The sequence below is a fragment of the Paraburkholderia sp. TE9906 genome, from assembly GCF_056279605.1.
In genome coordinates this window covers 180,156-193,177 of record NZ_JBWCCT010000007.1, presented here as the reverse complement: position 1 = coordinate 193,177, position 13,022 = coordinate 180,156, and the positions used below count along the sequence as shown (strand labels likewise).

General features: G+C 61.8%; 9 protein-coding genes and 1 pseudogene. 7 read left to right on the top strand and 3 right to left on the bottom strand.

All coding sequences use genetic code 11. The annotated features are described in order from the left end of the window. Positions 1–76: 76 nt before the first annotated feature. From ACZ9H4_RS20475 to ACZ9H4_RS20465, 3 genes and pseudogenes are all read left to right on the top strand, one after another. Positions 77–290, top strand: a pseudogene (locus ACZ9H4_RS20475) (IS6 family transposase); the annotation flags it as partial. Between the two features lie 108 nt (positions 291–398). Beyond that, positions 399–965, top strand: coding sequence for a hypothetical protein (locus tag ACZ9H4_RS20470; protein ID WP_476120564.1), 567 nt, complete (start codon positions 399–401; stop codon positions 963–965). A 629-nt stretch (positions 966–1,594) separates the two neighbouring features. Beyond that, positions 1,595–2,653 (top strand): beta-keto acid cleavage family enzyme, encoded by a 1,059-nt coding sequence (locus ACZ9H4_RS20465; protein ID WP_121317756.1) that lies wholly within the window; start codon positions 1,595–1,597, stop codon positions 2,651–2,653. A gap of 262 nt (positions 2,654–2,915) precedes the next feature. On the opposite strand, the gene ACZ9H4_RS20460 is transcribed toward ACZ9H4_RS20465, so the two are convergent. Next, positions 2,916–3,917 (bottom strand): AraC family transcriptional regulator, encoded by a 1,002-nt coding sequence (locus ACZ9H4_RS20460; protein ID WP_476120561.1) that lies wholly within the window; start codon positions 3,915–3,917, stop codon positions 2,916–2,918. 380 nt (positions 3,918–4,297) lie between these two features. Between ACZ9H4_RS20460 and ACZ9H4_RS20455 the strand changes: the two genes are divergently transcribed. From ACZ9H4_RS20455 to ACZ9H4_RS20440, 4 genes are all read left to right on the top strand, one after another. Next, the gene (locus ACZ9H4_RS20455; RefSeq protein WP_476120810.1) at positions 4,298–5,614 is read left to right on the top strand and encodes an MFS transporter; all 1,317 of its coding nucleotides are present in this window, start codon (positions 4,298–4,300) and stop codon (positions 5,612–5,614) included. Positions 5,615–5,838: 224 nt separating this feature from the next. Then, positions 5,839–7,479 (top strand): 3-(methylthio)propionyl-CoA ligase, encoded by a 1,641-nt coding sequence (locus ACZ9H4_RS20450; RefSeq protein WP_476120559.1) that lies wholly within the window; start codon positions 5,839–5,841, stop codon positions 7,477–7,479. Between the two features lie 51 nt (positions 7,480–7,530). Beyond that, a complete protein-coding gene (locus ACZ9H4_RS20445) occupies positions 7,531–8,682 on the top strand; it encodes a porin (RefSeq protein ID WP_408149087.1) in 1,152 nt (383 codons plus the stop codon). A gap of 27 nt (positions 8,683–8,709) precedes the next feature. Continuing rightward, positions 8,710–9,078, top strand: coding sequence for a BON domain-containing protein (locus ACZ9H4_RS20440; protein WP_408149085.1), 369 nt, complete (start codon positions 8,710–8,712; stop codon positions 9,076–9,078). Positions 9,079–9,508: 430 nt separating this feature from the next. Here ACZ9H4_RS20440 and ACZ9H4_RS20435 read toward each other — a convergent pair whose 3' ends face one another. Both ACZ9H4_RS20435 and ACZ9H4_RS20430 read right to left on the bottom strand, forming a co-directional pair. Then, positions 9,509–11,182 carry an electron transfer flavoprotein-ubiquinone oxidoreductase gene (locus ACZ9H4_RS20435; RefSeq protein ID WP_476120557.1) on the bottom strand — a complete coding sequence of 558 codons (1,674 nt, stop codon included), beginning with the start codon at positions 11,180–11,182 and terminating at the stop codon, positions 9,509–9,511. 17 nt (positions 11,183–11,199) lie between these two features. Next, positions 11,200–13,002: an acyl-CoA dehydrogenase gene (locus ACZ9H4_RS20430; RefSeq protein WP_476120555.1), complete on the bottom strand. Its 1,803-nt coding sequence runs from the start codon at positions 13,000–13,002 to the stop codon at positions 11,200–11,202. Positions 13,003–13,022: the final 20 nt, after the last annotated feature.

Genomic DNA, 13,022 nt, shown 5'->3' with positions numbered 1-13,022 from the left:
CGCTGCGCCATGAGTTCAATGGCAGCTTCAAGATCGCAGCCATTCGAGGACACGTGGCTGCCGACGGCGCCTCGGCCACCCGCCAACCCGCAGACGCGAACGCCAGACGCGCAGCTTTCGCGAGGCGCGTCGTACGCAGGCGTTTCTCTCTTGCCTGGGCCCGATCCGGCAGCACTTCGGGTTGCCCAGACATCGGATTGAACGCGGCATGTCATCGTGCCGTACTTCAGGAACGTTTCGCCACATGGCATGATCGGACTATCACTGCAGCAGGCGATAAGGTTATTTAATAAGGATAACTAGCCGTAGGCCACACAGGTACTCCACGCGCGCTAACTTGACAGAGCCGCGCGAAGACACATTCGCTTATCCACGGGCCTTTCCCATTCGGCGGTTGTTTGCACTGGTTTGTTGGCTTTGGGCCGGACGACGCAATAAAAGTCGTGCGCTGGCTTAATGAATACGCTGTTGATCTCGCTGAGATATCGGGCGGTAGTTACGAAAGCCCCGCCATGCAGGGCAGTCCGGAAAGCGCGAGCACTCGCGAGCGTGAGGCTTATTTCATTGACTTCGCCCGAGACATTGTCGCGGCTGCTCGAATGCCGGTGATGGTCACGGGCGGGATACGCAGACGGGCAGTGACGGAGGCCGCCCTTACAGCTGAAGACGGTCGTCCAGGCGTCGCTATTGTCGGGATTGGCCGGGCACTCGCCTATGACCCAGACCTTCCTGCGAAATGGCTGCATGGAGAACTAGCTGTTGAGTTGCCATCGGTAAGTTTCAAGAAAAAGGCTCTCAACAATGTCGCCAGCATGGCGCTTGCAAAGCTGCAATTGCGAAGAATGGGGGATGGTCTTTCACCAAACTCGACTGCCTCGCCGCTGTTTACATTAGTCGCTGAACAAATCCGAACGAAGACGCGGTCAAAAGAGTACCGACGCTGGCTTGCACAAAGGGAACGCTGAGTTTCGACAGATAAGCTCATTCGATCGACGTCTCGCACGCTGTTGAAAACTTGCAGTGATAGGGCAGTATCGCTCCAGTATTAAGAATAGCTAAGCTATGAAAGAGTCGAACGACAGGGGTGAGATCAACGTTGCCCGCGCCGGGCAGGAGGCCCTGAGGGCGGTCGAATACGAGTGCTGAACCAACTCATCGACCAGTGCCTGCGAGAGGAACGATCCTCTGCGGGTCTATCTGCGGATAAACCCGGGCCGCTCGCATTCCTGCCTACGGAACGCACGCCTGCCCGAGCGACGCTTCAGAAAACCGGGCAGCACAGCCCGGCATTCGGCCTTCAGAGCCGGATGGTCTCGAGATATCTCCACGTTGGACTGGGTGTTAACACGTAGTGGCGTTAAATCATAAAAATATGGCAGCCAAAACGTAAATCGCTTCGGCGGATTGCCGTATCTTCGCCGAACTGATCGATCTCCCGTCGCGCCTGCACCTGCCCGATGCGGAGCTGATACATCCGTCATTTACGGGGGAAGGGTGCGAAGTTTTCTGTTGCTCGACGCTCCGTTGACGACAGGACTTTATTAGCACCCCCTGATTGTTTCCTTCCCCTCAACCCGCGCCTGGAGACCATGCCATGAACTTTCTCGACGGTTCCCTCTACACCGAAAACCAGCAACCTTTGATCATCACCGCCGCGCCTTACGCGCCGTCGTGGGTGCCCTCCGACTTTCCCGAGGACATCCCCGTCACGATGGACCAGCAGATCCAGAAGGCGGTGGATTGCTACAACGCCGGCGCCACGGTGCTGCACCTGCACGTGCGCGAACTCGACGGCAAGGGCAGCAAGCGTCTGTCGAAGTTCAACGAGTTGATCGCCGGCGTGCGCAATGCCGTGCCCGAGATGATCATCCAGGTAGGTGGCTCGATCAGCTTCGCACCCGAGAGCGAAGGCGCCGCGGCCAAATGGTTGAGCGACGACACGCGCCACATGCTGGCCGAACTCGACCCCAAGCCCGACCAGGTGACGGTGACGATCAATACCTCGCAGATGAACGTCGTTGAGCACTGGGAAGATGCCGACGTCAAGGGCACCTCCATGGCGGACCCAGAAGTCTACAACGCGTACAAGGAGATGACGGTGCCGGCGCAGCCGGGCTGGGCGGAGGAACACATCCGTCGCCTGAACGCGGCGGGCATTCAGAGCGCGTTCCAGTGCTACAACATCAATAGCTTCGAGTCGGTCGAGCGTCTGATCCGGCGCGGCATCTACAAGGGTCCGCTGGTGATGAACTGGGTGGCGATCGGCGGCGGCATGGATGCACCGAATATCTACAACCTGGCCAACTTCGTGCGCGCCACGCCGGATGGCGCGGTGCTGACGGTGGAGAGCTCGATGCGCAACGTGCTGCCGGTCAACATGATGGGCATTGCCATGGGCCTGCACGTGCGCTGCGGCATCGAGGACAACCTTTGGAACCAGTCGCGTACGAGAAAGATGAGCACGGTCGAGCAGATCGAGCAACTGGTGCGCATCTCACGCGAGTTTGGCCGCAAGGTGGCCACCGCCCAGGAGGCGCGCGAGATCAGCAAGATCGGCGTGTTCTACGACACGGTGGAAGAGACTCTGCTTGCCAACGGTTTCGCGCCCAACCGCAACGGTGGCACGCAGGGCTTCCTGCGCAAGGTCGTTTGAACACGTGAGCCCGGCGGGCGTGTTGCACGCCCGCGAAAGGCGCGGATCGAGTGGGGTAGTCTGCTCGGTCCGCGCAAGCCTCTGATGGCCGATAAGGCCGACGTGCAATCGCCAGGCGCTTTTCCCATCCCCAGCCGGATCGGACGAGTAGAGTACCCCGTTCGCGCAACGCGGAAGGGCAAAAGTCAGCGCATTCGCCGGCCTGCGCCGCAGCCTGACAGGCATCGCGCACGCACACTCGAGCACGCCACAGAACGTCCGTTCATTTCGCCTGGCCACTACGCCAATCACGCGGCGTCATACCGAATTGCGCGGTGAACCAGTTCGTAAAAGAACCTTGCTGGGTGTAGCCGAGCAGCGCTGCGACCCGCCCGATCGGGTAGCGTGCGTTGCTCATATAGCGTATCGCCAGTTCCCGCCGAACTTCCTCGACAAGCGTCGAGAAGCATGTGTCGGCCGATCCAAGTTGCCGCTGCATGGTGCGCACGCTCAGATGCAAATGCCGAGCCACCAGCTCGACCGTAGCCTGCTCGACGGGCAGCAGCAGATAGATCGCCTTGCGCACTTCCTGCTCGATCGAATCCGCGGCTGCTGCGTTCAGCGGTGTAGCGAGGCTTTCGGCATACCGAACCAGTTCGAGGTCGGCGGCCGGATTCGGGTAGTCGAGCTCGGCGGCCGCGCACACGAGCCCGTTGAAGTCGCTGCCGAATTCGAGCGGACAGCCGAAAAAACGTCGATGAAACGTCAGATCAGCCGGCCCCCGATGAGTGAAATGCACGGCGCGCGGTTTCCAGTAATTGCCGAGCAGCGCGCTGGAGTGGCGCGCGAGGACCCCAATCGCCAGTTCGATCGCCTGCTTCGTCGGCGTACCCGGGGTGACGGCCAGTTCCTCCCGGATGGTGACCGTTTCCCCCGAGTCTTCGATGTAGACGGCCAGCGCTTCGTTGAGCAGGTGCCGGAATTCTGCGGCCGCCCGCAGCACCTCGCGCAGCGTGCGTTTGTGCGCGAGCAACACATTGACTACGCCGGTGCCGAACTTTTGCCGGGTTTCCGCCATCTGCAGCGCGAATGTCGGGCACGAGGCCTTGTCGGCCGTGATTTCGAGTAGCCGGCAGCACGCGGCGGCCGGGACACGATCATCCGGATTCGCGAGCGCCGCGGGATCGATCCCCACCTGCTGGATGAGTTCGATCGGATTCAGTCCGAGCCGCCGCGTCACATCGAAATAGCCGCTCATCGCTACCGAGCGCAACATCGTTTCCATCGCATTGCCTCCGTAGATCCCAATGGGAGCGCTTTGCCTTCCGACGTGAGATGCCCGCGGCAACGAATACCGGTGTTTACGCGCAGTGGCATCGCCCGCTAAAAGGATGGCGCCTGATCATAAAAGTGTAATGCGCGATGGTCGTATTGTGCGAGCAGGATGTGAGTTTCGCTCCGGAAAGTTTTCAGGCGTTTCGCGCGTGAACCCCGGCGCGGGACTGCCACCGGCAAGACCGTTTCAACGAAGCGGCATGACGACGAAGTGGATGCCTGCCGGTGCGCTGCGAGGGCGACTGGATATTCAGAATCGGCCATCGTCTGCTGCGTGGCAGCACGGCAGCCAACCAGATAAACACGAGATAGACGCGAAGGAGACGAATGATGCTCATGCAGCACGTTGAGCCCACCACGGGAGAAGTTTCAGCAACACAAGCCGATGTACGCCCCTATGCCTGGGTGGTATTCGCCTTGACGGTCGGCTTGCTGCTTTCCGACTACATGTCGCGGCAAGTGTTGAATGCGGTGTTCCCGCTGCTCAAGGCCGCCTGGGGTCTTTCCGACACGCGGCTGGGTTCGCTCAGCAGTGTGGTCGCGCTGATGGTCGGCTTGCTCACGTTCCCGCTGTCGGTACTGGCTGACCGCTGGGGCCGCGTGAAAAGCATCGTCCTGATGGCGGCCATGTGGAGTCTCGCGACGCTGGGCTGCGCGATCGCGACGAACTACGGCGAAATGCTGCTTGCGCGCGCCTTCGTCGGCATCGGCGAAGCGGCTTACGGCAGCGTCGGCATCGCGGTTGTCCTGAGCATCTTTCCGGTGCGGCTGCGCGCCACGCTCACCGGCACCTTCATGGCGGGCGGCGCGTTCGGTTCGGTGCTGGGCATGGCGCTCGGCGGCGCGGTCGCCGCTCAGATGGGCTGGCGTCCCGCATTCGGCGCGATGGCGGCCGTGGGAATCGTGCTGGTCATCATTTACTGGCTCGTCGTCACCGAAAAGCGTCTTGCGCCGCTCCAGGTTGCGAGCATGGGTAATCAGGGTCTCGGTGTGCGCATGAGTTTTCGCGCGCTGATGAAGGGGCTCTTTTCGACGAAGTCGGTCGTATGCGCCTACCTCGGCAGCGGTGTTCATCTGCTCGTGCCTGCTGCGCTGTGGGCGTGGATGCCGAGCTTCCTGAACCGCTACTACGGGATGCAGACCGGCAAGGCTGCCATGGGCGCCGCAGTGTTCGTGCTGGTGACGGGCCTCGGCATGGTGGTGTGCGGCAATCTGGCCGACCGGCTCGGCAAGCAGTCACGGGAAAGAAAGTGGGGCACCGCGATCGCGATCTGCCTCGCGAGCTTCACGCTGCTCGCGATCGGTATTCACCTGCCGGCGGGTCCGCTGCAACTCGTGCTGATCGGCGCCGGCATGTTCTGCAGCGCGGGCGCGAGCGGTCCCTCGGGCGCCATGGTGGCGAATCTCACGCCGCCGTCGATTCATTCGTCCGCGTTCGCCACGCTGACGCTGGCGAACAATCTGCTCGGTCTCGCGCCCGCCGCGATTCTGACGGGCGTCGTCGCCGACCGGATCGGGCTGCTCGGCGCGTTGCAACTGGTTCCGTTTGCGTCGCTCATTGCCGCGGTCGCGTTTTTTATCGGCAAGCGCAACTACTCCGCCGATCTGGACCGCTTGGACGCACTGCGCGACCGGGCCGCCCGCTAAACAACGGTTCCGCACTGCTTTTCAACGATTTGGGTCTGACCGGCGGGGCTTCGCACCGGCGGTCAATGAACCCGCTACACACGCCGATCCGGTAGAACCGCGGCAGGCTTGCTGCGACGGATTGCGCACGTGGTCATCGCCGATCGGCACGCGCCGCAATGACGGGCGCGGGGCCGTAGCGACGGACCCGCCGCGGGGCCACACGAATATTCAGGAGAACAAGGATGCAAGGTTTGATGATGCAGCAACCGCTATTGGTGGCTTCGCTACTCGTACACGCCGATCGCCATCACGGCGATCAGGAAATCGTTTCGCGGCGTGTCGAAGGAGACATTCACCGTTACCGCTATCGGGATCTTGCGCAACGCGCCCGCCGCATGGCCAATGCCCTCGCGGCGCTCGGCATCGAGCCGGGCGAGCGCGTCGGGACGCTGGCGTGGAATGGCTACCGGCATATGGAGTTGTACTTCGCGGTGTCGGGGTCCGGCGCCGTGTTGCATACGCTCAATCCCCGGCTGCACGTCGACCAGTTGGCCTACATCATCGAGCACGCGGAAGACCGCGTGGTGTTTTTCGATCTGACTTTTCTGCCCTTGATCGAGAGCATTGCGTCTCGCGTCAAAAGCCCGAAGGTTTTCGTGGCGATGACCGATCGCGAGCACATGCAGCAGACGTGTAGCCAGTCCAGCATGCTGATGTGCTACGAGGACCTGATCGATCTTCAGAGCGATGAGTTCGACTGGCCGTTGCTCGACGAGAACAGTGCGTCGTCGCTCTGCTACACCTCGGGCACGACCGGCAATCCGAAGGGCGTGCTCTACAGCCATCGCTCGACATTGCTGCACACGTACGCGGCGGCGCTGCCCGACTCGCTGAACTGTTCCGCACGCGATGTGATTCTTCCCGTGGTCCCGATGTTCCATGTGAATGCGTGGGGGCTGCCTTACATTGCCTGCATGGTCGGCGCGAAGCTGGTGTTTCCGGGGCCGGCGCTCGACGGCCAGTCGCTCTACGAACTGATCGAGACGGAACAGGTCACGCTGTCGGCCGGCGTGCCGACGGTCTGGCAGGGACTGCTTTCCCATGTCGCCGAACGCGACGGCGCTTTCTCGTCGATGCGCCGTACGATCATCGGCGGTGCGCCGTGTCCGACGGCGATGACCGTGCAGTTTCAGGAGCGCTATCACGTCGACGTGCTGCACGCGTGGGGCATGACGGAATTGAGCCCGGTCGGCACGGTATGCAGCTTCAAGGCGCATCAGTGCGCGCTGTCCGGCAATGATCGCTACGCGCTTCAGGCCAAGCAGGGCCGCTCCGTGTTCGGCATCGACATGAAGATCGTCGATCCGCAGGGCGACGAGCTGCCGTGGGACGGCAAGGCGACCGGCGACCTGCTGGTGCGCGGTCAGTGGGTGGCGCGGCAATACTTTCGCAGCGACGACGTGTCACCGCTGCGTGACGGCTGGTTTCCGACCGGCGACGTGGCGAAGATCGATGCCGACGGCTTCATGCAGATCACGGATCGCAGCAAGGACGTCATCAAGTCCGGCGGCGAATGGATCAGCTCGGCCGACATCGAAAACGTCGCGTGCCTGCATCCGCAAGTGGCGATGGCGGTCTGTATCGCCGCGCGTCATCCGAAGTGGGATGAACGGCCGTTGCTGCTGGTCGTGAGACAGCCTGAAAGCAGGCTCACCGGAGGCGAATTGCTCGCCTTCCTCGACGGCAAGATTGCGAAGTGGTGGAAGCCGGACGCCGTGATTTTCCTCGAAACGGTCCCGCTCGGTGCGACCGGCAAGGTGCTTAAGCACCAGTTGCGCGAGCAGTACGGGAACTACTACCTGTCGGCTCACGCGCTCACCTGAATGCATCGCGGATGAATTCAAACGATAAACCTAAAAACCAAAGGAGACAGAATGAAATCGAAGTTGAAGTTGAGCAGCGCCGCGGCGCTGCTGATGTTCGTCAGCGCCGCCCAGGCCCAGTCGACAGTCACCCTCTATGGCGTGCTTGATACCGGATTTCTGTATCAGAGCACCTCGGCGGCGACGTTCCAGCCCACCGCCCGCAACCTGGGGCACGTCTATCAGCTCAAGGACGGCGGCATCTATTCCAGCTTCTGGGGCATGAAGGGAAGCGAGGATATCGGCGGCGGCTACAAGATCAATTTCAAGCTGCAGAGCTCGTTCAACACGACGACCGGCAAGGCCGGTCTGTCCGACACGCCGGGCGCGGTCGCGATCTTCAACCAGTTCGCGACGATCGGCGCATCGGGTCCGTTCGGCACGTTCGACGCCGGGCGGCAGATCATTCCGATGATCTACGCGATGTCGGAAACCGATGTCCGTGGCGCTCAATACTTCGGCAGTATTCTGACTGCGTGGCTTGGGGTCAATCAGGCGGCCGGTTGGCCCGGCACCAGCACGAATGCCCCGATCGGCGCGCTGTACGACAGCAATGCGCTGGTGTACAACTCGCCGAAATTCTATGGCGCGTCGCTCGCGCTCGAATACGCGCCGGGTGGTGTGGCCGGCCACTTTCAGGGCGGTACACGCGAGTCGGCGGTGCTCAAGTACTCGAACTATGGTTTGAATCTTGCGGCCGTGTATTACAACGGACACGACACCAATCCTTATCCGCTGAACTACCCGGCAGCGCCTGCCGTGCCCGCGACGGGCCAGGCCAATAACCGCTTCTACTATTTCGGCGCGATGTACACGATCGCCGGATTCTCGCTATCCGGCTCGTACGGCGTGGGCAAGAACCCGGCGCACAGCGATACTGCGGACTTCGAAATGATTTCGGCCGGTCTCGGCTATCAGTTCAATACGCGCTTCAAGATCACTTCCGGCTTCTACTACCTGAAGGACCGGAACCATTCGGACAATCACTCGAGCGAAATCGCGGTGGGTGCGGAATACAACCTGTCCCAGCGGACCCGGGCGTACGCGCAAGTCGGCTACGTCGACAACAAGGGGACCATGAACCAGACGATCATCTATGGGGTTCCGGTTGCGCCAGGCGTCTCGACCACGGCGGCCATGATCGGCATTCGCCATACCTTCTGATTCCGCCATCCACAACCGGAGTATTCAATGAAGAGCATTCAGACTTTCAAGCTGGCTGTTGGACTCGCCGTCATGGCGACGTGCATGAGCGCGTGGTCCCAAAGCAGCGCACCGGCCAGCGCGTCTGTGACGGCGGCATCGGGTTCGGCAACCGCGCCCGTAGGACGAAAGGCGAATCGCGCGCTGCGCCGGCAGGTTTATAACGCGATCGCGAAGCAGAAGGACATCAGCGCCGGCAACATCAGCGTGGTCGCCAAGGACGGCGCGGTGACGCTGAGTGGTACGGTCGAGGACGCTTCCCAGGTGGGCAGGGTCGTGGAGATCGCGAGGGGGGTTCCCGGAGTTACTTCGGTCACCAACAAGTTGACCGTGGAGAAGCCGTTTGGCGGTATGTGACCTGCTGTAGTCGATGCGGAGCGCGCCGGGCGGCCGCGTCGATCCCGACTGTCTGTGTCGAAATCCGATCGGGCTTTCTCCGGAGAGAACCTCGAGTCCGGCTGCATGGGTGGTTCACGGTCCGTGCCGGCGCTGCTTCGCAGATACCGCCGCTCATGGCGGCTACATGCGCCGTGCACATGTGTTGAGGGTCAGTGGCAATACTATCGCCGAAGACCACATGGCTTGCTTTATCGCCGGCCGTTGTGGTCTCTGCCTGCAGCTCTCGCGCGACGAACACTGCAAGCTCAACAGGCGGTACATCTTTTCGGGCTTCTACCGAACTTCCCAATGACAGTGCCGCGTGTCACGAGAACGACTTCTCGTGACACGCGGCACGTCTTCATTTTAATGACTATGCGGGCATCGTTTTCGATGCCCGCATAGTCATTCACATATTCGGATAGTTCGGCCCGCCGCCACCTTCCGGCGTGACCCACACGATATTCTGCGTCGGGTCCTTGATGTCGCAGGTCTTGCAGTGCACGCAGTTCTGCGCATTGATCACGAGCCGTTCGCTGCCGTCGTCGTTCTTGACGAACTCATACACCGCCGCGGGGCAATAGCGCGACTCAGGACCGGCATAGGTCTGCCAGTTCACGTTGACCGGCACCGACGGATCTTTCAGCGTCAAATGCGCCGGCTGGTTCTCCTCGTGATTCGTGTTCGAGATGAACACCGAAGAGAGCCGGTCGAACGTCAGCTTGCCGTCCGGCTTCGGATACGTGATCGGCGTGCACTGCGAGGCCGGCTTGAGCATCTCGTGATCGGAATGCTGGTGATGCAGCGTCCACGGCACGTTGCCGCCCAGCAGCTTCTGCTCGATGCCGACCATCAGCGTGCCGAGATACAGGCCCTTGCTCATCCACTGTTTGAAATTGCGCGCGCGGTACAGCTCGGTATGCAGCCACGACGTCCTGAAGCTCTCCGGGTAGGCCGTGAGTTCGTCGCTGGTGCGTCCGGCCTGCACGGCGTCGAACGCGGCATCGGCGGCGAGCATGCCGGTCTTGATCGCCGCATGCGAGCCCTTGATCCGCGATGCGTTCAGGAAACCCGCGTCGTCACCGACCAGCGCGCCACCGGGGAATACCAGCTTCGGCAGCGACATCAGGCCACCGGCGGTAATCGCCCGCGCGCCATACGACACGCGCTTGCCGCCTTCCAGGATCGCGCGGATCGCAGGATGCGTCTTGTAGCGCTGGAATTCCTCGAACGGCGACAGATACGGGTTCGAATACCCAAGCCCCACCACGAAGCCGACCACCACCTGGTTGTTATCCATGTGATAGAGGAACGAGCCGCCGTACGTATCGTTCTGCAGCGGCCAGCCGGCCGTGTGCATCACGAGACCCGGTTTGTGCTTCGCCGGATCGATTTCCCACAGTTCCTTGATGCCGATGCCGTAGACCTGCGGATCGACGCCTTCGCGCAGTTTGAATTTCTCGTTCAGCTGACGGCCGAGATGGCCGCGCGCGCCTTCGCAGAACAGCGTGTACTTCGCGTGCAGTTCCATGCCGAGCTGGAAGTTCTCGGTCGGCTCGCCGTCCTTGCCGATGCCGAGGTTGCCGGTGGCGACGCCTTTGACGGAGCCATCGTCGTTGTACAGGACTTCGGCCGCGGCAAAGCCCGGGAAGATTTCGACGCCGAGCGCTTCGGCCTGCTGACCGAGCCAGCGCGTGACGTTCGCGAGGCTGATCACGTAGTTGCCGTGATTCTTGAAGTTGTCCGGCAGCGCCCAGACCGGCACGCTCTTCGAGCCGGTTTCCGTGAGAAAGAGGAATCGGTCTTCGGTCACGTCCACGGTGAGCGGCGCGCCTTTTTCTTTCCAGTCCGGAATCAGTTCGGTGATCGCGCGCGGGTCCATCACCGCGCCCGACAGGATATGCGCCCCGATCTCCGAGCCTTTTTCCAGTACGCACACGCCCAGCTCGACGCCTTTTTCAGCCGCGAGCTGTTTCAGGCGGATCGCCGCGGACAGGCCAGCCGGGCCGCCGCCGACGATCACGACGTCGTATTCCATCGACTCGCGTGGGCCGTACTGCTCAATGAGACTTGTATCTGTCACGATGTGATGCCTTTTCTTTAGAACTGGTCTTCACTCAGTGCCAGCATGCCTTCGTTGTTCTTCGCGCTGACAATGGATGCCTCGAGCGCGACGGCCTGAGTCAGGATGTGATCGGCGAAGAAGTGAGCGGTGGCGATCTTCGAATCGTAGAACGACTGATCGTCATCGTGCTTCCCGGCAGCCACCAGCAGCGCACGGGCGAATTGCCAGCCCGCGAGGACGATGCCGGCCAGCTTCAGGTAAGCCACGCCGCCGGCAAATACCGCATTCGGATCGCTTTTGGCATTGGCGAGCATGAATTCCACCACATTCGCGAGAGCCTCGCGGCCCGTCGTGAGCCGCTTGTGCAGCGAGCGGAATGCGGGGTGGGCGGAGAACGACGCGCATTCCCGCAATTCTCCCAGCGTTCGATCGATCTGGGCGAGGATGGCCTTCGCCACCGCACCGTCGTCGCGCAAGGTTTTGCGCCCGATCAGATCGTTCGCCTGAATCGCCGTGGTGCCTTCGTAGATCGTCAGGATGCGGGCGTCGCGGTAGTACTGTGCAGCGCCCGTCTCTTCGATGAAGCCCATGCCGCCGTGAACCTGCACGCCCATGCTGGCCACTTCGACGGAGATTTCCGTGCTCCAGCCTTTCACTACCGGCACGAGATATTCGTAGATGGCCTGGTGTTCCGCCTGCACGGCCGGGTCCGCGTGACGATGCGCGATATCGCTGTGCGCGGCGGCGACGTAGGCGAGGGCACGCGAGCCCTCGGTCAGCGCGCGCATGGTCGTCAACGTGCGGCGAACATCCGGGTGCTGGATGATCGCGACGGACTGCTTCGCGGTGCCATCCACCGGGCGGCTTTGCACGCGATCCTTCGCATACGCAACGGCCTTCTGATACGCGCGCTCAGCCACGGCGATACCCTGCACGCCCACGCCGAAGCGGGCCGAATTCATCATGATGAACATGTATTCGAGGCCGCGACTCTCTTCGCCAATCAGTTGACCGACTGCGCCACCGTGATCGCCGAACTGCAGCACCGCGGTGGGGCTCGCCTTGATGCCGAGCTTGTGTTCGATCGACACGCATTGCACGTCGTTGCGCTCACCCAACGAGCCGTCTTCGTTGACGAGAAACTTCGGTACGGCAAAGAGCGAGATGCCCTTGACGCCCTCAGGCGCGCCCGGTGTGCGAGCCAGCACGAGATGGACGATGTTCTTCGCCATGTCGTGTTCGCCCCACGTGATAAAGATCTTGGTGCCGAACACGCGATACGTGCCGTCGCCCTGGGGCTCGGCGCGCGTGCGGACCAAGGCGAGGTCCGAACCGGCCTGGGGCTCGGTCAGGTTCATCGTGCCGGTCCATTCGCCGGAGATCAGCTTCGGCAAATAGGCTTGCTTTTGCGCTTCGGTGCCGGCTGTCAGGAGCGCCTCGATCGCGCCGTCGGTCAACAGCGGACACAGGGCCAGCGACAGGTTGGCGGCGTTGAGCATCTCGATGCACGGCGTCGCCAGCAGTTTAGGCAAGCCCTGGCCACCGTATTCGATGGGATGCATGACACCTTGCCAACCGCCTTCGGCAAACTGGTGGAAGGCTTCCTTGAAGCCCGGCGTGGCGAACACTTCGCCGTCGCGCAAGATACTCGGATTTCTGTCGCCTTCGACATTCAACGGCGCAATTACGTCCGCGCTGAACTTTGCCGCTTCGTCGAGCACCGCTTGCGCGGTGTCGGCGGTTGCGTCCTCGAAGCCTGCAAGCGTCGACACGCGATCGAGATGGGCGAGTTCGTTGATGACAAACAGCATGTCTTTGACGGGTGCCGTGTAGCTCATGATGGATTTCCAGAGGTGCA